Genomic DNA, 21515 nt, shown 5'->3' with positions numbered 1-21515 from the left:
AAAATGAAAATAACAGTCTCTGTATAAAATAAAGAGTTGCGAGTGCAAAAAATAATTGGATAAGAAGGGAGAAAAATCATGGGAAAATCAGATGCTAAAAAAGTAAGAAAAAAGTCTACGGAAAAATTCACCAAGATCATTAATGCTGCTGCAAAAGTTTTTCGTGAAAAAGGATATAAAGAGGCCACTTTGGAGGATATAGCGAATGAGGTGGATATGCTAAAAGGAAGCCTTTATTACTATATTGATAGGAAAGAAGATTTGTTATATGCCGTTGTTGAAAGACCGTTAAGCGAGATGACGGCCAATCTAAAGAAAATAGTGAATTCCTCAGATTCACCGACTGTAAAGTTGGAAAAGGCACTGCAAAACCATATTTACAGTTTTGAACAATACCAAAGTGAATTATTCGTTTGGGTGTCCATCGAATGGTTTAAATCTGAATTTGGCGGGGAAATTGCAACATTAGGGGATGAATATGACCACCTCTTCCGGAAAATTATTACAGAAGGAATTGAGAAAAAGGAATTCCGCAGCGATTTAGATTCGAAACTTTTGACTTTTGCCATTTTTGGAGTATTTAATTACATGCAGCGTTGGTATTCCCCGAATAATGAGTATACGTTTAATGAAATTTCTAGACAATTTAATGCGTTTGTCCTTCAAGGAGTTTGGGATAAGGTTCTCATCTGTTCATCCGAAATTTAAATATTGTTTTTCGGGAGGTGCACGTGTGGACAATATGATTAAAGAATTTTTGCGAAATTCCCCTGGTTTATCAGCGGGTACTATTTTAAAAATGTATAAAAAAAATATTGACCACAATATTTTGCCAAATACCATTTATAAGAGCCTTAGAAAGCTAAAGAGTAAGGGGATTGTTATTAATAAAGGCAGCCGCTGGTATTTAAATTTGAAATAACTTTGTTGCTTATCATAAAGTCAACCCTTGAAAACGTCTGTCCCCTGCAGGCGTTTTATTACGATGAAAATCGGTTCGCTGAATAAATGGAATATTTGGAAATTTGTATACAAATCATTAACCCTATATTATAATTAAAACAAACAATAGTTTGAATTTATTGTAAGTTGGAAGCTTCATTATTAGAGTGGGCATGTCCTTTGCTTCATTAATTTTGAAAGGGGTTACAGAATGATTTATCAGTATCTTCCCGTTGACCGCATCCATTACGGTATAAATGTTGTAGCGGAGCAACTAATTAACGAAATTAATCGTTATAACGGCAAGAAAATTTTAGTTTTCACCACCAATAGCATGTTAAATGCTGATGTATTTAAAAATATGATAGAGTCCCTTCATTCCTGTCGATTTGAAACCTACATAACTTGTTCTAAACAACATGTTCCAGGAAACCTTCTAATGAAAAATGTGAGTGAAATTCGCTCATTCAATCCCGATCTAATTATTAGCTGTGGCGGCGGTAGCCCAATTGATGCAGCAAAGATTCTCTCTTTGATTTTATCAGGCGGCATCCAAACCGAAGAGGATCTGTATCCCCTGTCGGAAAATCTAAAAGAGAAGGTACCAAAGTTTTTCGATTTTATCCCTCATTTCGCGATTCCAACCACATTATCTGCTTCTGAGTTTACAAGCATTGCCGGTGTGACGAATGGGAAAGACCATGTCAAATATAAATTTTCTCATTTTAAAATGACTCCCAAATTAGTCTTCCTAGATCCCGTTTTTACGATAGAAACTCCTGATTGGCTTTGGATTTCAACTGGCATCCGGGCAGTGGACCATGCTGTGGAAACGCTTTATACTCCAATTCCAAATCCTGTTAACAGCAATCTGGCTTTACAGGCATTAAAAAAGCTTTATGACAACCTGCCTATTTCTAAAAAAAATCCTACAAATTTACATTCCAGACTTGAATGTCAGATAGGAGCATGGCTCTCCTTATTTTCAGTAGTAAATATTAAGCTAGGCTTATCCCACAGCATTGGCCATCAGCTTGGCGCACTTTATGATATTCCTCATGGGATGACTTCAGCTATTATGCTGCCGCATGTAATGAAGTTTCTTATGCCAAGGACATACCTAGAACAGGCTCAAATATCCAAGGTTTTAGGGAAAGCAATAGTGAATGGAAGTTTAGAAGAGAATGCAAGTTTGGCTCCCACTCTAATTAGAAACCTAACCGAAGAGTTGGAGATTCCACATCGGTTAAGAGATTTTCATGTTCCAAAAGAGAGCATTCCAACATTGGTAAATAATATTCTCTTGGATATTCAAGGGGAAGAAAACTCATTTGTTTTATCTACAGCGGATTTGAATGAACAAATTACTGCATTAATACAAGAAGCCTGGTGAAAAGGAAAATCATTTAATAGGGGTGAAAGTGAGAATGAAATACCATGAATTAAGGGACGATTTTTCTTGGGAAAATGTTTTAAAAACTTATGACTGGGACGTGCAAACAAGATTCAATATGGCTCACGAATGCTGCGATCGTTGGGCGGATGATCCAAATCGTATCGCTATTTTTTGGGAGGATGAAGAAGGTAACTCTGATGTATGGACCTATAGAAGATTGAAAGAACAATCAAATCGCATGGCCAATGCCTTTCAATCCCTTGGAGTTAAAAAGGGGGATCGCGTTGCTGGGCTTCTAGGTAAAGATATGGAGTTAATTCTAACTGTTTTAGCGGCATGGAAGATAGGTGCGGTATATGTGCCGATGTTTACAGCTTTTGGCCCGGAAGCCATAAAGTACCGATTACAAGACGCCGGCTGCAAGGTTTTAGTCACTAATAAAGAGCAAGCGAAAAAGATTGAAGAAGAAAATCTTTCTTGTAATCTCCTTTTAATTGACGGAATTTCAAGTGATGGGTTGACCTTTTGGGAGTATCTACAAAGATTTCCTGATGATTTTAAAATAGAGTCTACAAATCTTATGGATCCTAGTGTTATTCAATATACATCCGGTTCGACCGGTATGCCAAAGGGGGCTGTTTGGGCGCACAAAATTTTAATAAGTTCATTCCCATATGTAAGATATGGGATAGGAGTCGAAGATGATGACCTATTATATGGCGGTGCGGATTTAGGATGGGCATATGGGCTTATTAATTGTACCTTTGTTCCGTTAAGCTTTGGCATCAAACTTCTAGTTTATAAAGGGCCGTTTAAGGTAGACAAAACCTACCAATTACTAGAAAAATACAAAATTACAAATTTTGCATATGCACCTACGGCTTACAGAATGATGATGGCAGCAGGTTCTGAAAATGCAAGGCAATACTCTTTGAAGGTGAGAAAATTCAGTAGTGCAGGGGAGCCATTAAATGCGGAAGTAGTACGGTTCTTCAAGGAGAACTTTGGCCGGGAAATCTATGATCATTATGGATGTACGGAAACAGGAATGATCGTAGACAACTTTAATGTAACAGATATGGCTGTAAAACCAGGTTCCATGGGCCTGCCCTCTCCAGGTTATAATATTGCATTAGTGGATGAGGACGGCAGCCCTGTTAAAAAAGGCAAGGTTGGACAAATTGCCGTTGATACAACAGCCTTTCCATACTTCTTCTTAGGGTATTGGCAGAATCCGACGAAAACAGAGGAAAAAATTAAAGGAAAATGGCTTTTAACCGGTGATTTGGCATGTGAAGATGAGGACGGATATTTTTGGTTTCAAGGGCGTGCAGATGATATTATTTCCAGTGCCGGATACCGTATTGGGCCATTTGAAGTAGAAAGCAGTTTACTGGAACACCCAGCAGTAGCTGAAGCAGCTGTAGTCGGTAAGCCTGACCCCGCCAAAGGGGAAATCGTAAAGGCGTATGTTGTATTGAATCCCAGCTATGAATCCTCAATCGATTTATCCAATGAGTTAAGCAGTTTTGTGAAAAATAAACTATCCAAACATCAGTATCCACGGGAAGTTGAATTTGTGGACAGTCTTCCTAAAACCCCTAGCGGCAAAATTCGACGATATCTTTTGAAACAAAAATTATATGAAAATGCCGGCGCAAAATAAATTTTTATTCAAAAGGATAGGTGAAAAGGGATGAAAAATCTAGTTGATAAAGTGAATGTTTTTAAACAAATCATGGGGGAGTACCCGACTGGGGTAACCATTATTACTTCGGCTGATCATCAGGGAACACCAGTTGGACTTACGGTTAATTCTTTTTCCTCTGTCTCTCTTGACCCACTAATGGTGCTTTGGTGTATTGATAAAAAGGTTTCTACATTACAAACATTTTTAAGCTCGGGTAAATTTGCCGTGCATACTCTATCAACTGACCAAGCTGCTGCCTGTTGGGCTTTTGCCGGAAAAGAACAAGATCGTTTTTCAAAAGTAAATTGGAAATTATCTGACAATGGTCTGCCAGTGATCACAGATTCACTGGGAATATTGGAGTGCAAAACAGCTCAAGTAATAGATGCAGGCGATCACTTTATCTTATTGGGTGAGGTAATCGAAATAAACAAGAATGACAAGTCTCCTTTACTTTATTACAACAGAAATATTGGGGCAATCCCAGCCAATTGGCCCAATAAATAATCGATTTCCCGATTATATGGAGACACGTATTTGCCGCTGAAGTAAATCTGTTTTGAGGGAGTGGTGACGAGTGAAAATATTGGGGATATCTGGAACCATCACAGGGTCAAAAACATTAATTGTCATCAATAAAGTGATGGAAGAAATTAAAAAATATAATCCCGATGCGGAGGTCGAAGTGTTAGACCTTAAGCAATATAATGTTCAATTTTGTGATGGGCGCCCCCCTTCAGAATATACAGGAGATACCAGAAAAGTAATTGACCTTATAGCATCTGCAGATTGTTATGTTATTGGCACCCCTATATTTCAAGGCTCATTCACCGGCGCATTAAAAAATCTCATCGATTTAGTTCCGCCGGCCGAATTTAAACAAAAAGTAATGGGGTTTATTGCAACAGGGGGCAATGATCAGCATTATCTTGTTATTGAAAATCAGCTAAAACCGATTGCAGGATATTTAAATGCTTATATTGTTCCTGGCTTTGTCTTTGCTCACAATAAACAGTTTAATTCCAACAATGAAATAAGTGATCCAGAGTTATTGGAAAAAATTGAATCATTTTCAAAACAAGTATCATATATGAATAAACAATTATACAAACCTAATTTCGTTTTAAAATAAGACGCTAAATGCAATCTGGCAGCCTGTTATTTCTCAGGCTGTTATTCTTTACAGGTACTGGATTTAATGAACAGCTATAACAAGATTCTCTTGACACTAATGTATCAAAAATGGGAAATTACAGCTTAAAAACTTCAAAAATAGTAAACAATCAACTGGAGGGGGCAAAATGGCTGATCTTGGTGAAATTAAAGAGCAATTAGAAAAAGGAGATCTAGTAATCTTGGTTGATAATGTTGAAACTCAATCAAGTTATCTAATGGGCTTAGCCGAAACAGTAACTGGGAATCTTGTTAACTTTATGACAAAGATTGGTAAGGGGCTAGTATATGTTTGTATAAATGAACAAAAAGCGAAAAAGCTCAACTTACTCCCCATGAATGGGAAAATGAATCCAAGTAAAAATTTCATGATTTCTATTGATCACCTTTCTACAACAACAGGAATTTCGGCATTTGAACGTGCCAGTACGATAAAAGCTGTTATGAATGAAGCGTCAGGTCCTGAAGATTTTAAAAGACCGGGACATATATTTCCGCTTGTTTACTCAGATTATGGAATGTTGGATTATATGGGAGTTGTCGAAGCCTCTGCTGACTTAGCAAAAATATCTTCAAGTCCTTCAAAAACTACTTATTTATGTGAAATCCTTAATAATGAAGGAGACATTGCTTCTTTTAAAGAGGTAAAAGACATTTCACGTAAGTTTGGCATTCCTGCTATTAATATCACGGAAATATTTAAATCAATGGATTATGATTCAATATGTACCCTGAATGGTCTTGTGGTACATGGGCAAAAACTTGGCAGAAAGCTTGGATTCCCTACAGCAAACCTAGATTTGTCCACTTCAAATGGCAATTTAAGAAATGGTGTCTATGGAGTAAAAGTGAATTGGCGCGGTTTATCCTACCAAGGTGTCATGAATGCAGGGGTGAAACCAACTATTAATAACAAAATGAAAAAGACTCATGAGATTCATATTTTTGATTTTAATCAAGATATTTATGGTGAGGAAATCACCGTCGAGGTTAAGTTTTTTATAAGGGAAGAGAAAAAGTTTAATTCACTAAATCAGCTTATTCAGGAGATAGAAAAAGATATAAAAGGGGTCCAACGTAGATTTGAATTACAGCAAAAGAGTTCCAATCTTGTCAAACAATCAATTTTTATAAAATAAAAGCAGAACCGTCACTTTAAAACACTAAAGCATTACCGCATGGAGGGCAGTCACATTTTTTGCGGGGTAAACCGAATCAGCAGCTCCTCTATGGGAGGCTGCTGATTCGGTTTTTTAATACTAAAAAGAGATAGAAGATATTTTGATTTGTTATGGGGATAAACAACCCCTACCTCTGAAACATTAGAAAAATAGTCAAGGATTTATAGAAGTAGAGCTTTATAGGGATAGTGTTATTGCCATCCCAATATGACCGAAAGTTGACGGTGTTGCCTGTCCAGAATTAGACGGTTATAATGTCCATGTATACATAATTCGAAACATTTCGACATTAATAATTCTGGAGAAAGGAAAAGACGCCTCCCATAATGTATATCTGCGCCAACAGATATACAGGAGACGTCCCCTAAAAAACCCATATGATTATTGTATCAGATTATAAAATAATTGAAAACAATGGAGTTTTTGGTTAGAGGTGCGGGGAGGATTCCTTCGCCCTGTTGTGGGAAAAGCATGAGCGTAATTGGTACTAGAGAAAGAAAATCAAGAGAATGTTCTGGAGAGACAATAGTATATAATATTCGGCGATTAGGGTGTGATCAATGCGGCCGGATTCATCATGAATTACCAGATTTCTTAGTTCCATATAAAAGATATAAGGCAGAGTGTATAGAGTCGGTTCTCACGAACCCTTCTACACATGATGTTCCAGCTGATGAATCTACTTTATTTCGTTGGTATGATTGGTTTAATTATTTCGTAGATTACTGGGCTAATTGTCTCTTATCAATTGTGCTTCGAACTAGTCAGGATAAGGTCCCTTTGAATTTGACGTCCGCAAATTCAGAGACTGCACTTCATAGAATAGGACGACTGGTAGGGAATGCCCCCAGATGGCTGGAGAGAATTGTCCGTCCGATTGTGAATATTAATTTGTGGGAACATACCCGTTCTGCATTCTTGTCCGAGGATAGCTGATTTACACTCATGATAAACACATATTAGAGGAGTGTTATCATGAGAGATCGTAAAAAGGCAGAAGAAATCGCAGCACAAAGGTTCCAGCTCATTGCCCCTCTTTTGGCGGAAGGGCTAGATGCTGGAAAAGCAAAGGAATTGAAAAACCATATATGTAAGACCAGCGGTCTTTCTGAAAGGACCATTAGACGTTATCTTGAGCAGTACCGTAATGAAAGTTTTGAAGGGCTAAAACCAAAAGGAATCTCGGGAAAAATGAAAAAAGAGATTATTCCCTCGCATTTATTGGAACAAGCGATTCTCCTTCGAAATGAGGCCCCTACTAGAAGTGTTGCACAAATTATTCAAATACTTGAGTGGGAAGGCTTGGCTACACCAGGGCAGCTAAAGCGTTCAACTCTTCAAGAAAAGTTAACTGAAAGAGGCTACAGTTCACGACAAATGAGGCTCTACTCTCAAACTGGAGTAGCAGCTAGACGATTTCAAAAGCGTCACCGGAATCAGCTGTGGCAATCCGATATTAAGTTTGGCCCTTATTTACCCATTGGACCAAATGGCACGAAGAAGCAGGTCTACTTAGTCGCTATAATAGACGACGCGACTCGATTTATTTTACATGGAGCCTTCTATCCTACTCTTGATTCTAGGATTATTGAAGATGCTTTTCGAAACGCCATACAAAAATACGGTGTCCCCGATGCCGTTTATTTTGATAACGGTAAACAATATCGAACCAAGTGGATGTCACGTACATGTTCCAAATTGGGGACAAGATTAATCTATGCAAAACCCTATGCGGCTGAGTCAAAAGGTAAAGTTGAACGCTTCAATAGAGTCGTTGATTCCTTCTTAAGTGAAGCAGCCCTTGAAAAGCCCAATTCTTTAGATCGATTGAATGAGCTTTTTCAAGTATGGTTATCAGAGTGTTATCAGAATAAATCCCATTCCGGTCTTGGGGAGAACATTAGCCCTGAAACTGCTTTTCGAAGCGATAAAAAAGCACTTCGATTTATTGATCCTGATAAACTAGCGAATGCTTTCTTGCATTGTGAGACGAGGAAAGTAGATAAGTCGGGATGCATTAGTTTTATGGATCAGAAATATGAAGTTGGTCTTTCTTTTATAGGTCGTCAAGTAGATGTTGTATATGATCCTGCGGATTTTGAGGAGCTAACAATTGAATACGAGGGTTATTCCCCTTGGAGAGCAAAAAAGCTTGTGATTGGAGAAAGAGCCGGAAGGCGTCCAACTTTGCCTTCACACCTTCAATCACTTGAAGTTGATTCTTCCAGATTACTTAAAGCAGCCGAACAGAAGCATCAAGAAAGAAAAATTGAACAAGCTCCAGCCGTTTCTTTCCGTGCTGTTTGGAAGGAGGACGGCGAAGATGTTTGAGTCTTTTTATGGGATGAAGCATACCCCTTTTACAAGAGATGTGCCTACTACTCAACTTTATGATTCCATTACGATGCAAGAGGTTTTAGGTCGCTTAAAGTATACCGCAGAAAGGCAGCTATTTGCCGTTTTAACTGGGGATTGCGGTACTGGGAAAACGACCACCATCCGGAAATTTGTAGATGGACTTGATCAAGGGAAATTTCAAATACTATATTTATCCGATTCAAAACTAACTCCTAGACATTTTTATAAAGGCTTGTTAGAACAGCTAGGATCGGAATCGAAGTTTTATAGAGGCGATGCCAAACGACAGCTTCATCGAGAAATTGAATTAATGAGAGGTATTCATGGGATTCAGCCTGTCGTCGTGGTGGATGAGTCACACCTATTAGATCGTGAAATGCTTGAGGAAGTTAGATTTTTACTCAACTTTAAGATGGATGCACAAAGCCCAATGGCCCTTATCCTTGTGGGCCAAAGTGAATTATGGGATCGTCTGCGTCTTCAATCATACGCTGCCATACGTCAAAGAATCGATATTCAGTTCAAATTAAGTCACTATGATCGTGCACAAGTAGATGCGTATGTCTCACGACATCTAGAATATGCAGGAATTGACCAACAAATCTTTTCAGATGGTGCTTTGGAGGAAATACATCGATTTTCTGGCGGAACCCCAAGGCTTATTAATAAAGTATGTACACACAGCCTTCTTTATGGAGCTCAAAATGGCCGTCGGATTATTGATGATCATATGATTAAGCATGTCATTCAGGGTGAACTGTCATGAAGAGCCGCTGGAAAGAAATGAAGTATAATGAGGATTTCAATTGTTGGGTGGTCTTCTGGGGTGATAATACAGGCTACAAGGTACGCTGTGACGATTGGTTTGATCTTCACCTCGGAGATGGAAGGAAGCTTTCTTGCCGTATGGAACTCGGAAGAGATTGGTATATTATCGCCGGTAGGAATGATACAAAATTTTATTTGAAACAAAACGAAACCTATCAGGTTGATATTTAATTGAAGGGGAAGCTAAGGTCTTCCCCTTTCTTTCGGTCAAAATCTTCGTCAGATTTAGGACAAATGATACCGTCAATTTCTTGCCAAAATAGAACGTCAGTAACAGGATAGTTTACGGTTTTTATTAGGTTTACCATTTATGGTAAGCCTATTTCTTTGCAATAACATAAAATGGAATTGAATTATTGATTTTATAGAAAGGATAGGAATTAAAGGAATAAGTGAGCGAAGATTTTTTTAATTTCGTCACTAAATTAAGACACTTCTTTCGTGAGAAGGGTATCCGAATCAACAGATTTAGTTGTTATACCCATCCCATCAAACCGCCGGCCACAACTTGTCCCAGATTTTGCACAAAGGCTGGCAAACAGATTACAATGTAGTTATGCAGATATTTTTACCAAAAGAGAAAATGAGCCAGAACAAAAGTCACTCCTCAACAGTATTCATCAGGAGCAGAGTATCAGGGACCATTTATATATTGAAAGTAGGGTCAATTTTGACAATCAACACATCTTATTAGTTGATGACTTTGTTGATTCCAAATGGACATTTACTGTTGCAACCGAACTACTTGGGGAGATTTTTAATAATATTAAGGTAACACCGTTTGCATTAGCTGATACCAGTGGCGATGTAAGGGGAGGTGCACAATGATGCATTTTACGAATAATGAAATTGCAACCTACTTATTTTGCGCGCAGCTTCCACATACGAAAACAACCACGCTAACGATTCTAGAGTGGAATGCGGTAGTGAAGTCATTAGGCGAGCATCAATTACAGCCAGAATCATTGCTTACAATGACTTCAAGTGAGCTGTTGAACGTGTTAACACAAGCGACGGCTATTCAAAAACCAAAAATATTAGAGAAAGTAGAAGCACGACAAAAACTGGTTATTTCAATGCTTGAACTTGAAGAAATTTCCCGTCAAGGGTATGGCGTTATGTTTCGCGCCGATATGCCGTTTCGACTCAAGAAGCTTTCTCAAAAATTCTTGCCTGCATACTTTTATTATGCCGGTGATCCAGCAATCCTTTCCCATCATGCTTTAGGGATTGTTGGAGCAAGAAATGCCACTTCAGAAGAGCTATTACAAACAGCCGACATAGCGAAGGAAGCGGTTAACCACGGGATTGTCATTATTTCCGGGGGTGCAAGAGGCATTGACAGCACAGCAGTGGAGGCTGCATTACAAAATGGTGGAAAGGCCATTGTGTTCCCTACAGAAGGTCTGACAAAATGGGTTAAAAAGAGTGATATTCGTCAATACATCATGAATGGACAACTCCTGTTAATGTCAACCCAAAGGCTTGATGCTCCATTTTCGGGTCCATACGCTATGCAGAGAAATAAATACATTCATGCACCATCAGATGCAGTTCTGGTTGCCTCATCGAAAATTTCTGGCACTAAATCCAGTGGTACTTGGGAGGGGGTAGTTGAAAATTTAAAGCACCATTGGTCCCCGCTTTATGTTATTGGTAAAAGCGAAGGTGTACTAAGACTACTTTTAGAGGGAAATGCGAAGCCGTTTACATCCTTTGAGGACATTTTCAAACAAAGCAGTTCAGCAAAACCTGAGGCTGCGTTTAATTTGGAAGAACAGACAAATGAGCTCATTAATCGGGCAGTTTCCTTTGGCTATGAAAGGAACATCATTGAAAAAATAATTGTAAATCAAATAGCAAAATACTTTGAAGAAATGGAAGAAAAAACAGAAAAGAAACAGAAAAGAAACAGATAAAAAAGTCAGCCGTTTGCGAAGAACCTGAAAAGCAAGAGCAGCTTAGTCTAACGAGCTTACTAATTCGAGAAGGGGATTAGTAAAAGGTTTAGATATCTAGTCCTAATATGCACCTGCCAAGTTATTGATAAATTTCTAATGAGTTGCGGATGTGCAATTTTCTAATAGAACATGTTAAATTGTGTTTTCAATTAAAAGCGAAGGCGAGATTTAACCAATCTGTTTTCGCTTTTTTTCATTATACAATTTGGTGTACAGATAAAATAAGGATAAAGATAATACATAAAAATCCCCATTTCCATAGCGAGGATTTATACTATATAAAAGGATTCTTGTAATACCGGTAATTTGATAACCATGCTTTTTTAATTCACTGTATTCGCTAAGCAGTGGTTGCTCATAATGATCATGTTGAGCTTTTTCGTTTATTTCCGTACTTGGTCACTGGAAAGACTCATTCTTTTTCTAATTAACTGTGTTTTCGACTGAATCGGAAGGATGACCTTATGATTATACTTCACGGCTCTTAACTTGTCGGGATAGCTTCTTTTGTGAATTTCCTCTATCAGTTTAGAGTCTACAAAAGCCTTCTCTTTTTTCTTTTTGTTCACCCTATATTCAGCCAGGTAGATAGGCATTTCTGCATAACAGCCGCTTAAAAGGTTAACGCCCTCATCCTTATAAAAAGGAACCAAGACTTCTCCAAATGATTAAAAAAACCGCAGCTTTTACAAAATTCCAGCTGATCGGTCATTTATGTATTACCACATTCAAAAAGATTGGAAGTTTTTCCATATTTTTCTTTACAATAGGTGACATGTCATGTATATTTTAAATATATAAATGACATGTCATCTATTTAGAATTAGGAGTTGAAAAAATGGATTTCGATCAAAAGAAAATGGAAGCTCTCCGATTTTTAATTCTTGCTGCCCAACGCGAGGGAGAGCGAATGCTTCAAGACTTAACCAAATCCATCGGGATTACACCTTCACAAGCAGAAGTGATTCATATTTTGGAACGACATGAACCTCTGTCACTCAAAGAACTGGGTTCCCTTCTCATTTGTGAAACAGGCAGTCCATCCAGACTTGTTAACACATTGGTGGAAAGAGGACTCGTTACCCGTAAAGAAAATATCCAAGACCGGAGATATGTCACGCTTCATCTAACCTCACTTGGAAAAGAAAAAGTAAAAGAAATGAAGTCAATCGAGGAAAAAATGTACGGAATGATGGCGGCAAATTTTGATCCAGTAAAATTAATCACTCTCCACGATGCGTTGGTGGATGTTTTCAAAGGCCATCCATCAGCTGAAGTTTTTAAGAAAAGAAATCTCATATAAAAAAGGAGCGGCAAAGAATGAATAACTTCATACTCGGTATCCAAATGTTATGCTTGGCCATTATCGCAGGTGGTGGAATTGTATTAGGCGGCGGCCTTAGACCACAATTTATCAAAGCTATGGGTCAATCGAAAGCTGTACACGAACTTGAATCCTTACACATTAATATTTGGAATGCATATAATCGATTTTCGTTCATCGCGGCCATTCTGATTTTGCTGACACAGGTGGTTTCCCTTATCGCGACACAACAATTTCAAGTATTTAGTTTTTCTATCTCAGTTATTCTGATATTTCTTTTCATTATTAAACTATCGATAGATGGAAAGTTAAGAAGGAGAGCTGCTGAAAATTCTCTTGCTGCCGGAACCGTGGAACAAAAAAATGATCATAAAAAAGTAGAAATGATTTCAATTGGGATATTAATTCTTTCTACCATTGGAATATTCTTCATTCGTTAATGGGGGGATTCATATGACAACCTTAATTATTTATGCTCACTCTAACAAGGATAGCCTTAATCATGCGATTTTAGAGCACGTCATGAAAGGGTTAAAGGATGCAGGACGGAATTTTGAATTAATTGATTTATACGCGGAGAAATTTGATCCTGTTTTAGTGATCGATGAGCAGCACAAAAGAAGAGATTTAATCCATGATTCGTATACTGCAAAATATCGAGAAAAAATTGAGCAGGCTGAGCAGTTAATTTTCATCTACCCCATTTGGTGGTATGGTGTACCAGCTATTTTAAAAGGATTTTTCGATCGCGTGTTTGTTTCTGGATTTGCGTATCAATACGACGGGAAATTGCCGAAGGGTTTATTGAACAATAAATCAGCATGGGTTATTTACACCATCGACTCTCCATCGTTCTTTATTAGCTTGTTTAGAAGAAATGCCGAATGGATCGTGGTCCGAGACGCTATTTTGAAGTTCTGTGGCATAAAAAATATCAAAAGAACCCGGCTGACATCTGTTAAACATTCTACCTATGAGTCCAGCGAGAAATGGCTTCAAAAAATCTACCAGCACGCAAAAGCGATTTGAAAAATAGTGATAGCAACATCTGGTCTATAATTTATAATGGTCAGCACCTCGATAAATGAACGCTTTAAAGCACTAGGGGACTGATTTGTTTTTTCAAATGTGAATAGATTTTTTTCCCATTTCTTATTCAGACACTTGTTTTTACTCGCAGAATATCCGTATTAAAAAAATTTAGTGTCATTTTGTATATGATAATCTGTAAACACCCTCAGCAGGTCCTCGAGTATTATAGCTGCCATATCAGCCACTGTGTATAAATTATTTCCGTCTAATTGTTTATGAGTTGGTGAAAGACTAACCTTGCTACACTGCTGAGAAAATTGCGCTGGTTCCTGCCTGTGCAAACCCGTACGATGATGTATACATTATTCCATCCAGCAAAAGTGCTGGTTTTCCATTTACATTAATAATATTTTTTCAAAATAAAACCGAATCAGCAGCACCTCATGGGATGCTGCAATTCGGTTTTTTAAGTATGTTTAATAACTCGGCCAAGTAAAATCCTTCTTATAATAGGTCTTCTTTAATTTATACAAATCATATTCCCATTCACCGATGGCATAACTGAATTTAGTTGGGCCGTTTTTTTGTCCTTTTCTTAAACGGACATTATAGGCGATGGTGTAAGCCACTTTTTTTAATCCTAAGACAGGGACCGCCTTTTGGAGGATGGCCCACCGTTTCGTGCGAGTAAGACCGGTAATTTGATAACCTTGCTTTTTTAATTCGCTGTATTCGTTTAGCAGTGGCTGTTCATGATGATCATGTTGAGCATTTTCGTTTATTTCCGTACTTGGCCATTGGAAGGAATCATTATTTTTCTCTTCTACCATGTTTTTCGCCTGAATCGGAATGATGTCCTTAGGATTATACTTCACCACTCTTAACTTTTCGGGATAGCTTCTTTTGTGAATTTCTTCTATCAATTTAGAATCTACAAAAGCCTTCTCTTGTTTCTTTTTGTTCACTTTATATTCAGCTAGGTAAATAGACATTTCTGCATAACCGCCGCTTAAAAGGTTAACGCCCTCATCCTTATAAAAAGGAACCAAGACTCTTTTTTCTTGTAACATTAAATCACGCACTAATTCTCTAAGTTTTTCATTACCGACCATGGTTAGCGGCTTTAAATACGTCGGCAGCATGAAAGACGGTTTCATCACCTTGAATCTATCCACGCTGTTTCGCACTTTATCGATTATTTTCTGAGATTCTTTTTCATTAAAGAGACCACTCTGTCTTAAGCCGTGGCATAGATCGCGCAAGTGTTCCTCATCCGCTTTTTGATGATTAATGGCGTCATATAAAAAGGAATATAACTGAAAAACACTTTCCTTTTCATCCATCCAACGAATACAATCTTCGGATTTATCCAAAAGCTGCTGATCCAAGTCAAAGAGGTAGGCGTACCATAAGAAAAAGGCAACCTCCGCTTTCGTAAGGTTATAATCTAAAAATCCCCATTCGACTTTAATGATGTGAGAAAGTACATCCTCAAGTTCAGTTTCCATTTCAAATTTCATCAGAAGCTTTAAGAACGGAATGATAATTTTCGGTTCATTTGAATAAAGCGCACTATCCAATATATCTGAATAATTTTCCTTTAAAAAGCCGGTTAAATAAACTTCATGCTGTGTGTTGAAAAGGTTATTTAGCAGCTGGAAAAAACTTAAAAGAACCTTATCAAGAAGTTCATTGTCCTTATCGCCGGACACGATAAGATCATTATAAATTCGGGCTGCGATATTTTTTATTCCCTGGTCATTATGGAGTAAAGGTTTAGGATTATGGGTCAGGAGTTCAAGAATATAATGAATCTTTTCCAGATCCTTTTCTTCGACACAATGGTTAAAAATCAAAAGCAAAAATAAGGAATCTTCCATCGAAGAGGAAATAAATAGATGGTCAATAATTTCAAAAGTAACCGGACTGCTAAATGAATTGGTTGATTCCAAAATTTGATTATCAGCCGACACAGTTGAATACCTTCTATTTAAACTGTCAAGCTCCTCTTGTAAGTTATTTTTTTCGTCCATCAGAATCTTTATTTCATTTTTTAGCTTCTTATTTTCATTCTCTAAATCATTCATTTGTTTCTTATAAGGGGCTAAAAGCTGCTGCAGTTCATTTTCAAGATTTGAAATGATTTTGTTGATGCTTGACATCTCTTCTAACTCCCTTCATTAGTTTTCTAAAATAATTATAATATGAAAGTTGGTTCTAAAAGGTGGAAAGTTTACCCTTTACCCAGAAATACCATATAGAAATTATCTCGTCATAGTAAATCAAGATATAGTCAAAAATAACAGTATTAAAAAAATGGAAGCATAATGGACATCATCGAAATCAAATAAGATTGCCTGTTTGTAAAATTTTTTTGGATTTATGGCCCTGTTATTATTACTTGTTGATTCAGTAAGGTATGGCAATTAACAAGCGAAGAATTTCCGGCTAATGTATGTAGAGGAAGCTTATGATGCTGATATAAGCGTATATATTCCGTTAATTGCTCTAAATAAGACAAAATCCAAAGATTTTGAGCATATAAGCGGAAAAACTTCCCTTATTTTTAAGGAAATATCGGTATTTCCCAATTTAAGCGAATTTTCTCCGTTTATTTTTCAAGCACAGTGAAATGAGCATTCAGTGATAACAGCCTAATTTATAAAAAAGTGAAATGGGAGGGGAAACAGTGAGCAGGGAGGATTGGAAAAAGGTCTTGGGTTCTATCCCGGATGGAGAATTAGTTGATTTAATTGATATTTGGAAGATTCAAGTAAAAGGTTTTCGGCAAATAACAAAAGATAACATTCAAACGGTCAGGTCGATGGCCATTTTAGAAGCCTTAAAACCGAAAAACCTAAGTATGATCAAACATTTTTATGATACATTCCATCATCAAGAAAAACCTGATGGCAAAGATATGAACCTTCGCGAGGAATCGGTAGTTAGCCTTAAACAGCTCTACGAAGAGTCATCAGTAGACCTCCATATTATTTTGGGTGTCCTTTATTCCAGTGAAGACAAGCTACACCATCTGAAGGCAAGAAAATTAGAGGATCTTTTACTCGAAGAGCATGGAGCAACCTCCATTTCCGAACTTAATTTATCCAACAAAAATGCCTCTGATGAGCAGGTCCAGCTAACCTTAGAACCTGAAGTGGAATTGGAATGGGAAAAGAAAAAGCGAAAATTTGAGGAGAAAAATGAGAAGCTTCAAAAAACCGTCGATAAATGGGAGAAACAGTATACGGAATTAAAAAACAAGTATAAGGAAGAGAAACAGCAATGGGCCAAGGAAAGAGCACAGCTTCAACAAGATTTGGGTAGGGAAAAATCGAATGTATCTGGTGCAAATGAAAAACTTGCATTAGCCGAGGCAGAATCAGGACGTTTAAAAGAGAAAATCCAAACATTAAAAGCGGAAATATCCCATTTAAATGCGCTGATGCTTTGCTCTAATATAAGGAAGGATAGTGATTCAGAAAGTAATCAAGGGGCAACAAATCCTTCCCACATTGCCTTAGTGGGCGACCCCAAAAATAAATTAACGGAAGAATCGGAGGATCCTATTTTTCATGTATTCGGTCCCAAAGACATAAATGAGGCATTGGAGAAAAACGTCTTTCAAGATTTTGATGAAGTGTGGATTATGTGTTACCTAGTCCCGCCGCAGATGAAAAAGAAAATTAAAAAAATACATAACCAAAAAATTGTTGAATTTATGGATTTTCCAGCGATGAAGAGTTATATCAAAAAGGGGAGATAAACATGAGCACAAAAATCTGGGATAGTGATTTAGTTGGAGTTTTAGATGAGCCCGATCAGTTTGACCTGCCCTATAGAGATACCATATTTATCAATAAAAACAATAGTCTGCAATTCACAGTCCGGATTATTTCGCAGCCGGCAGAAAGCTTTCCGAACGTGAAAACGGTAACTTGTTTTTATTCCGATCTGGAAAGATGGGGATTTGAAGACGATTTTCTGGAAACCGAAGAAACCAGAAAAAATAGATTGCGTGAATGGTTAAGGGATCGCTTGTTCGTTTTTAAAGTGGAAAGGCGGATCAGATATAACCATGAAGAGGTATATAATGCGTTGGATGTCCGTGTCATGCCAAAGCTGCCAAGCTTTCACGAAGGATTACGGTTAATTCCAGCACCAATATTTAGTAAAGAAGTCCATGGTATGAAAAATATGGATGAGTTTGTACTCCGCCTCTCTAATAAAAAATTTGTTGGAAGGATCGATAACATCTCCCATGAGAGTGATGATACACCGTCCTTTGTTGTTTGGCGTGAGTTTGATGAAGAGGAAGATGAACGATTAACTATTTTTGGAGAATTTATAAGGCACCAGTACGCGCATGGTGGTTTTAGTTTCGATGTGAGTGACGAACTTAAAATGATTACGTTTCACGATAAATGGTTGGAGGAGTGTTATTTCAGTGATGCGATTGGGAATCTCGTTTTTATACCGATTGAGACGTATCAGGAAATTACCAATGCCATTGAAAGCGCAACGCCTATTCCAACCGTTACAGAAAGCGAATTGGAAATAAAATCACCTGTAGCACCAGCTGTAAATACAACACCCAACGTACTAATAGACAAGGAGGAACCTGAAGTAGCCCAAACACCGAAATCAGATTTGGAATCGGAAATGCCTGATGGAGTTAACGCTTCAGCTGCTGTCCCAACGACAGACCAAAAAGAACTTGATTTTTTAAAATTGCTTTATTCCAATACACAGGATGCGGGCTTGGTGTATCAGAGAGAGGATCTTATTAACTTTCATACGTCGATGAAATCTTCAACATTAGTGATCCTTTCCGGCATGAGCGGAACGGGGAAAACCAAGCTGGTGGATGTTTACAGTCATTCACTTGGACTGAAGGGAGAACAATTTACCGTAATTCCAGTCAGTCCCTCATGGACATCCGATTCCGACCTGATCGGTTACGCAGATACCATGCACATGGTGTACCGACCAGGAGATTCAGGCCTCATCAAAGCATTACGAAAAGCGGAGGATGAACCAAATAAAATATTTGTTATTTGCTTCGATGAGATGAATTTGGCACGAGTGGAACATTACTTCTCACAATTTTTATCGATTCTCGAGATGGACCCTGGAAAAAGAGTGTTAAGGCTCTATAACGATGACTTAGAAAGCCGGCTCTATAATTCCGCCCAATATCCGCCGACAATCGTCGTAAGGGAAAATGTGTTTTTCGTAGGGACCGTGAATATGGATGAATCGACTTATCATTTTTCAGATAAGGTACTCGATAGAGCCAATGTCATCACTTTAACAGTAATGCCATTTGAAAATATGAAAGAGATGCCTGAAAAGAAAAAGGGACTAACAGCACGCAGTGAGGAACTAGATTTTGAAACGTATAAATCATTTATCCGTGAAAATCGGACCGTAACACTTTCAGAACAAGAGCTAGCGCTTCTTTGGGACGTTCACAATGTGATGCAGTCGGCGAATAGACAGGTGGGAGTGGGCCCGCGTATCGTTAAACAAATCGACGTGTTCTTAGAGAATCTTCCGTCACAGGAATATGTGAATCGTGAAAGAGCCTTTGATTTTCAGTTTGTCCAGCGGGTATTAACCAAGGTAAGGGGATCAGAGGATCAATTGAATGACTTAATTGGAAAATATGAAAGGGATTCTGGAGAAGTTGTCACTGGCAAGTTAGTGGAGATCTTTAACGAATTCCCTATGGTTTCCGACTTCCAAACGAGCAGAGAGGTAATCAAACAAAAAGCGAAAGAGCTGAGGTTTAATGGTTACACCATGTAGGACAGATGATTTTGCGGTTTCATTTATTCATGTTTATGGAAATGGTTCACAAGAAGAAAAAGTCTTATCCTGCTTTGTCGAAAACCTTGAAGATTGGGATGACAAGGAACATGGCTACTTGGAAATTCGGGAATTTGTGGAATTAGAAATAATGTTTCAGTCTGAACATAATGATGCGAAATTGTTTATGGACGGATTAGAGGTCTTAACTGGGGGAGATATGCCCAGAGATGAAATAACGGGGGAACCTTATATCCAGGCTGGCCAAAGGGTTACTTTATATAAGAGTCCCGGCTATTATCCCTATATCCCAGGAATTTATTGTGTCAAGGTAGTCTTTTCGAATAAAACCTATCTTTCGCTGATCAAAGTGATTACCAACCGTTTAACAGATGAGCAGCTCAATGTCATGCGTTTAGAAGTGGAAGGCTTCTTAAAAGGGCTTGCACATGACGTCGTCCGCAAGCAGAAGGCCTTTTATCATATGGATGATGATCTACTCGATCCCACATTGCTTCAGCAATTCAAGCTATTGGACCATCATTTTGCGGAAATATCAGCCATTCTGGCGGATTTATCCCAAAGGGTAAGATTCTCGCTAATAAAGGAATATACTCTTCAGCCTGTTGACCGCCCGGCACAGGTAGATGATGTATCGATTAGATACAGATTAAGGCATCCCGAATCAACCAATTACGTGAAATCACCAAAGAAACGGGTGAACTATAATCTGCCAGAAAACCGGATCCTTAAATCCATTATTGAAAAATGGCTGCGGCTGCTAAAGAATTTTATAGAAGCAGTAGACCGTAATCTGGAACGGTTAACGAGGGGGAGCACAAAAGCATTTTCCTCCTATATTCCATATGAAAAGAGACTTCAATATGTGGAAGAATTAAGAGGCTTTCGGGACCGAGCCGCACAAATGAAAGGCGCCTTCACCATTTTAAAGACAAGCAGATGGTATCAGGAACTTTCCGGCGGAAGGGTGCAAATGATCCCAACCACGATGTATGTGGATGTGCGCTATCGGTTTATCTGGCAGATGGACAGGATTTTGTTTTCGGAAGAAACGGACATCACTTTGCATCCAGACTGGAGGTATCATTGGAAAAGAACGGATCATCTATATGAAATTTGGAGTTACCTAAAAGTGCTGCAAACATTAGAGTCAAGCCGTTACGGTTTTACATACTCTTCTGGCTGGCTTTTTGATCATAGAGATGTAGCGGGAGCCGACTATTTTGTGATTCCTACTATTCCTAAAGGCACGACCGTCGAGCTGAAAAAAGATGATTTGCGGCTATCTGTCATATACGATGCGATCATCCCATCCAACCAAGCCGATACGAATCAACTGGATCGTCCCATTTACACAACGGCAGAAAATAATAACCCCGACATCCGGATTGATGTTTACATCCAAGATATTTTTGTCGGAACGATTTTATTGGAATCAAAATACCGGAATAAAAATGCCATATTGGGAAGCGAAGTGATGCGGCAATTAACCAGCTATGCCGATAATGTTCGCTCACCATATATCTTTAATAAAAAAAGACGATGGGAAAAATTCCGTCCTGTTCATCAGGTTCTCGTCCTCTACCCGGAAAAATGGGGCGAAACAGATGTGGAAGCGAAAGAGGGGAGAAGTATCAGTTTGATCCCTCTTACACCGGCAACGGACTTGGACGTTTTTAACCAAACCATTGAGAGCCTCATAGAAGATTTGATTTTGGAAGCAGAGGATGAAGGGATTGTCACTGAAACAGTGTTGTTAAAACAATAGCTTTGGTACGCTATTATAATAGAGGCTAAC

General features: G+C 38.2%; 22 protein-coding genes. 20 read left to right on the top strand and 2 right to left on the bottom strand.

The window, feature by feature from the left end:
* Nucleotides 1-78: 78 nt before the first annotated feature.
* The 13 genes from ACZ5AE_RS16685 to ACZ5AE_RS16625 all read left to right on the top strand — a co-directional run bounded on the left by ACZ5AE_RS16685 (nucleotide 79) and on the right by ACZ5AE_RS16625 (nucleotide 11487).
* Nucleotides 79-708 (top strand): TetR/AcrR family transcriptional regulator, encoded by a 630-nt coding sequence (locus tag ACZ5AE_RS16685; RefSeq protein ID WP_464565688.1) that lies wholly within the window; start codon nucleotides 79-81, stop codon nucleotides 706-708.
* A 25-nt stretch (nucleotides 709-733) separates the two neighbouring features.
* Complete coding sequence (locus tag ACZ5AE_RS16680) at nucleotides 734-922, top strand: hypothetical protein (protein ID WP_464565687.1); 189 nt, start codon at nucleotides 734-736, stop codon at nucleotides 920-922.
* A gap of 231 nt (nucleotides 923-1153) precedes the next feature.
* A complete protein-coding gene (locus tag ACZ5AE_RS16675) occupies nucleotides 1154-2335 on the top strand; it encodes an iron-containing alcohol dehydrogenase (RefSeq protein WP_464565685.1) in 1182 nt (393 codons plus the stop codon).
* Nucleotides 2336-2369: 34 nt separating this feature from the next.
* Nucleotides 2370-4004, top strand: coding sequence for an acyl-CoA synthetase (locus ACZ5AE_RS16670; protein ID WP_464565683.1), 1635 nt, complete (start codon nucleotides 2370-2372; stop codon nucleotides 4002-4004).
* A 30-nt stretch (nucleotides 4005-4034) separates the two neighbouring features.
* Complete coding sequence (locus tag ACZ5AE_RS16665) at nucleotides 4035-4535, top strand: flavin reductase family protein (protein ID WP_464565681.1); 501 nt, start codon at nucleotides 4035-4037, stop codon at nucleotides 4533-4535.
* Between the two features lie 70 nt (nucleotides 4536-4605).
* The gene (locus ACZ5AE_RS16660; protein ID WP_464565679.1) at nucleotides 4606-5160 is read left to right on the top strand and encodes an NADPH-dependent FMN reductase; all 555 of its coding nucleotides are present in this window, start codon (nucleotides 4606-4608) and stop codon (nucleotides 5158-5160) included.
* Between the two features lie 169 nt (nucleotides 5161-5329).
* Complete coding sequence (locus tag ACZ5AE_RS16655; RefSeq protein ID WP_464565677.1) at nucleotides 5330-6340, top strand: 3,4-dihydroxy-2-butanone-4-phosphate synthase; 1011 nt, start codon at nucleotides 5330-5332, stop codon at nucleotides 6338-6340.
* A 456-nt stretch (nucleotides 6341-6796) separates the two neighbouring features.
* The gene (locus ACZ5AE_RS16650) at nucleotides 6797-7318 is read left to right on the top strand and encodes a DUF6431 domain-containing protein (RefSeq protein WP_464565676.1); all 522 of its coding nucleotides are present in this window, start codon (nucleotides 6797-6799) and stop codon (nucleotides 7316-7318) included.
* A gap of 39 nt (nucleotides 7319-7357) precedes the next feature.
* The gene (locus ACZ5AE_RS16645) at nucleotides 7358-8713 is read left to right on the top strand and encodes a DDE-type integrase/transposase/recombinase (protein WP_464565674.1); all 1356 of its coding nucleotides are present in this window, start codon (nucleotides 7358-7360) and stop codon (nucleotides 8711-8713) included.
* Entirely contained in the window at nucleotides 8706-9506 is an 801-nt protein-coding gene (locus ACZ5AE_RS16640; RefSeq protein ID WP_464565672.1) for an ExeA family protein, read from the top strand. The genes ACZ5AE_RS16645 and ACZ5AE_RS16640 overlap by 8 nt, the downstream gene beginning before the upstream one ends.
* Nucleotides 9503-9739 carry a DUF5348 domain-containing protein gene (locus ACZ5AE_RS16635; RefSeq protein ID WP_464565670.1) on the top strand — a complete coding sequence of 79 codons (237 nt, stop codon included), beginning with the start codon at nucleotides 9503-9505 and terminating at the stop codon, nucleotides 9737-9739. The genes ACZ5AE_RS16640 and ACZ5AE_RS16635 overlap by 4 nt, the downstream gene beginning before the upstream one ends.
* 270 nt (nucleotides 9740-10009) lie before the next feature.
* Nucleotides 10010-10396: a phosphoribosyltransferase family protein gene (locus ACZ5AE_RS16630; protein WP_464565668.1), complete on the top strand. Its 387-nt coding sequence runs from the start codon at nucleotides 10010-10012 to the stop codon at nucleotides 10394-10396.
* On the top strand, nucleotides 10393-11487 hold the full coding sequence (locus tag ACZ5AE_RS16625; RefSeq protein WP_464565667.1) for a DNA-processing protein DprA: 1095 nt from the start codon (nucleotides 10393-10395) through the stop codon (nucleotides 11485-11487). Before ACZ5AE_RS16630 ends, ACZ5AE_RS16625 begins: the two co-directional genes overlap by 4 nt.
* Before the next feature lie 425 nt (nucleotides 11488-11912).
* Here the strand turns inward: ACZ5AE_RS16625 and ACZ5AE_RS16620 are convergent, their stop codons facing one another.
* Nucleotides 11913-12182 carry a hypothetical protein gene (locus ACZ5AE_RS16620; protein ID WP_464565666.1) on the bottom strand — a complete coding sequence of 90 codons (270 nt, stop codon included), beginning with the start codon at nucleotides 12180-12182 and terminating at the stop codon, nucleotides 11913-11915.
* Nucleotides 12183-12367: 185 nt separating this feature from the next.
* Between ACZ5AE_RS16620 and ACZ5AE_RS16615 the strand changes: the two genes are divergently transcribed.
* The 3 genes from ACZ5AE_RS16615 to ACZ5AE_RS16605 are packed head-to-tail and all read left to right on the top strand — an operon-like array spanning nucleotide 12368 to nucleotide 13882.
* Nucleotides 12368-12832, top strand: coding sequence for a MarR family winged helix-turn-helix transcriptional regulator (locus ACZ5AE_RS16615; RefSeq protein ID WP_464565665.1), 465 nt, complete (start codon nucleotides 12368-12370; stop codon nucleotides 12830-12832).
* A 17-nt stretch (nucleotides 12833-12849) separates the two neighbouring features.
* Nucleotides 12850-13293 (top strand): hypothetical protein, encoded by a 444-nt coding sequence (locus ACZ5AE_RS16610; protein ID WP_464565663.1) that lies wholly within the window; start codon nucleotides 12850-12852, stop codon nucleotides 13291-13293.
* A gap of 13 nt (nucleotides 13294-13306) precedes the next feature.
* The gene (locus tag ACZ5AE_RS16605; RefSeq protein WP_464565661.1) at nucleotides 13307-13882 is read left to right on the top strand and encodes an NAD(P)H-dependent oxidoreductase; all 576 of its coding nucleotides are present in this window, start codon (nucleotides 13307-13309) and stop codon (nucleotides 13880-13882) included.
* 479 nt (nucleotides 13883-14361) lie between these two features.
* Here ACZ5AE_RS16605 and ACZ5AE_RS16600 read toward each other — a convergent pair whose 3' ends face one another.
* Nucleotides 14362-16047 carry a hypothetical protein gene (locus ACZ5AE_RS16600; RefSeq protein WP_464565659.1) on the bottom strand — a complete coding sequence of 562 codons (1686 nt, stop codon included), beginning with the start codon at nucleotides 16045-16047 and terminating at the stop codon, nucleotides 14362-14364.
* A gap of 289 nt (nucleotides 16048-16336) precedes the next feature.
* On the opposite strand from ACZ5AE_RS16600, the gene ACZ5AE_RS16595 reads away from it, so the two are divergent.
* The 4 genes from ACZ5AE_RS16595 to ACZ5AE_RS16580 are packed head-to-tail and all read left to right on the top strand — an operon-like array spanning nucleotide 16337 to nucleotide 21485.
* Nucleotides 16337-16516: a hypothetical protein gene (locus ACZ5AE_RS16595; protein WP_464565657.1), complete on the top strand. Its 180-nt coding sequence runs from the start codon at nucleotides 16337-16339 to the stop codon at nucleotides 16514-16516.
* 58 nt (nucleotides 16517-16574) lie between these two features.
* Nucleotides 16575-17651: a hypothetical protein gene (locus ACZ5AE_RS16590; protein WP_464565655.1), complete on the top strand. Its 1077-nt coding sequence runs from the start codon at nucleotides 16575-16577 to the stop codon at nucleotides 17649-17651.
* A gap of 2 nt (nucleotides 17652-17653) precedes the next feature.
* Nucleotides 17654-19696 carry an McrB family protein gene (locus ACZ5AE_RS16585; RefSeq protein WP_464565653.1) on the top strand — a complete coding sequence of 681 codons (2043 nt, stop codon included), beginning with the start codon at nucleotides 17654-17656 and terminating at the stop codon, nucleotides 19694-19696.
* Nucleotides 19680-21485, top strand: a complete 1806-nt coding sequence (locus ACZ5AE_RS16580; RefSeq protein WP_464565652.1) for a DUF2357 domain-containing protein — start codon at nucleotides 19680-19682, stop codon at nucleotides 21483-21485. Before ACZ5AE_RS16585 ends, ACZ5AE_RS16580 begins: the two co-directional genes overlap by 17 nt.
* The last annotated feature ends 30 nt before the right edge of the window (nucleotides 21486-21515 follow it).

It is taken from the genome of Neobacillus sp. S1227, assembly GCF_055385255.1.
Note: the sequence above shows the minus strand (reverse complement) of the source record. Positions and strands in the feature narration are given on the sequence as shown.

Excerpts from the sequence above, each read along its gene's own strand:
- ACZ5AE_RS16655 (WP_464565677.1), top strand. The coding sequence starts at position 5,330 with ATGGCTGATCTTGGTGAAATTAAAGAGCAATTAGAAAAAGGAGATCTA.
- ACZ5AE_RS16640 (WP_464565672.1), top strand. The coding sequence starts at position 8,706 with ATGTTTGAGTCTTTTTATGGGATGAAGCATACCCCTTTTACAAGAGAT.
- ACZ5AE_RS16670 (WP_464565683.1), top strand. The coding sequence starts at position 2,370 with ATGAAATACCATGAATTAAGGGACGATTTTTCTTGGGAAAATGTTTTA.
- ACZ5AE_RS16595 (WP_464565657.1), top strand. The coding sequence starts at position 16,337 with ATGTATGTAGAGGAAGCTTATGATGCTGATATAAGCGTATATATTCCG.
- ACZ5AE_RS16580 (WP_464565652.1), top strand. The coding sequence starts at position 19,680 with ATGGTTACACCATGTAGGACAGATGATTTTGCGGTTTCATTTATTCAT.
- ACZ5AE_RS16610 (WP_464565663.1), top strand. The coding sequence starts at position 12,850 with ATGAATAACTTCATACTCGGTATCCAAATGTTATGCTTGGCCATTATC.
- ACZ5AE_RS16625 (WP_464565667.1), top strand. The coding sequence starts at position 10,393 with ATGATGCATTTTACGAATAATGAAATTGCAACCTACTTATTTTGCGCG.
- ACZ5AE_RS16675 (WP_464565685.1), top strand. The coding sequence starts at position 1,154 with ATGATTTATCAGTATCTTCCCGTTGACCGCATCCATTACGGTATAAAT.
- ACZ5AE_RS16665 (WP_464565681.1), top strand. The coding sequence starts at position 4,035 with ATGAAAAATCTAGTTGATAAAGTGAATGTTTTTAAACAAATCATGGGG.
- ACZ5AE_RS16650 (WP_464565676.1), top strand. The coding sequence starts at position 6,797 with ATGGAGTTTTTGGTTAGAGGTGCGGGGAGGATTCCTTCGCCCTGTTGT.
- ACZ5AE_RS16635 (WP_464565670.1), top strand. The coding sequence starts at position 9,503 with ATGAAGAGCCGCTGGAAAGAAATGAAGTATAATGAGGATTTCAATTGT.
- ACZ5AE_RS16600 (WP_464565659.1), bottom strand. The coding sequence starts at position 16,047 with ATGTCAAGCATCAACAAAATCATTTCAAATCTTGAAAATGAACTGCAG.
- ACZ5AE_RS16645 (WP_464565674.1), top strand. The coding sequence starts at position 7,358 with ATGAGAGATCGTAAAAAGGCAGAAGAAATCGCAGCACAAAGGTTCCAG.
- ACZ5AE_RS16685 (WP_464565688.1), top strand. The coding sequence starts at position 79 with ATGGGAAAATCAGATGCTAAAAAAGTAAGAAAAAAGTCTACGGAAAAA.
- ACZ5AE_RS16615 (WP_464565665.1), top strand. The coding sequence starts at position 12,368 with ATGGATTTCGATCAAAAGAAAATGGAAGCTCTCCGATTTTTAATTCTT.
- ACZ5AE_RS16605 (WP_464565661.1), top strand. The coding sequence starts at position 13,307 with ATGACAACCTTAATTATTTATGCTCACTCTAACAAGGATAGCCTTAAT.
- ACZ5AE_RS16585 (WP_464565653.1), top strand. The coding sequence starts at position 17,654 with ATGAGCACAAAAATCTGGGATAGTGATTTAGTTGGAGTTTTAGATGAG.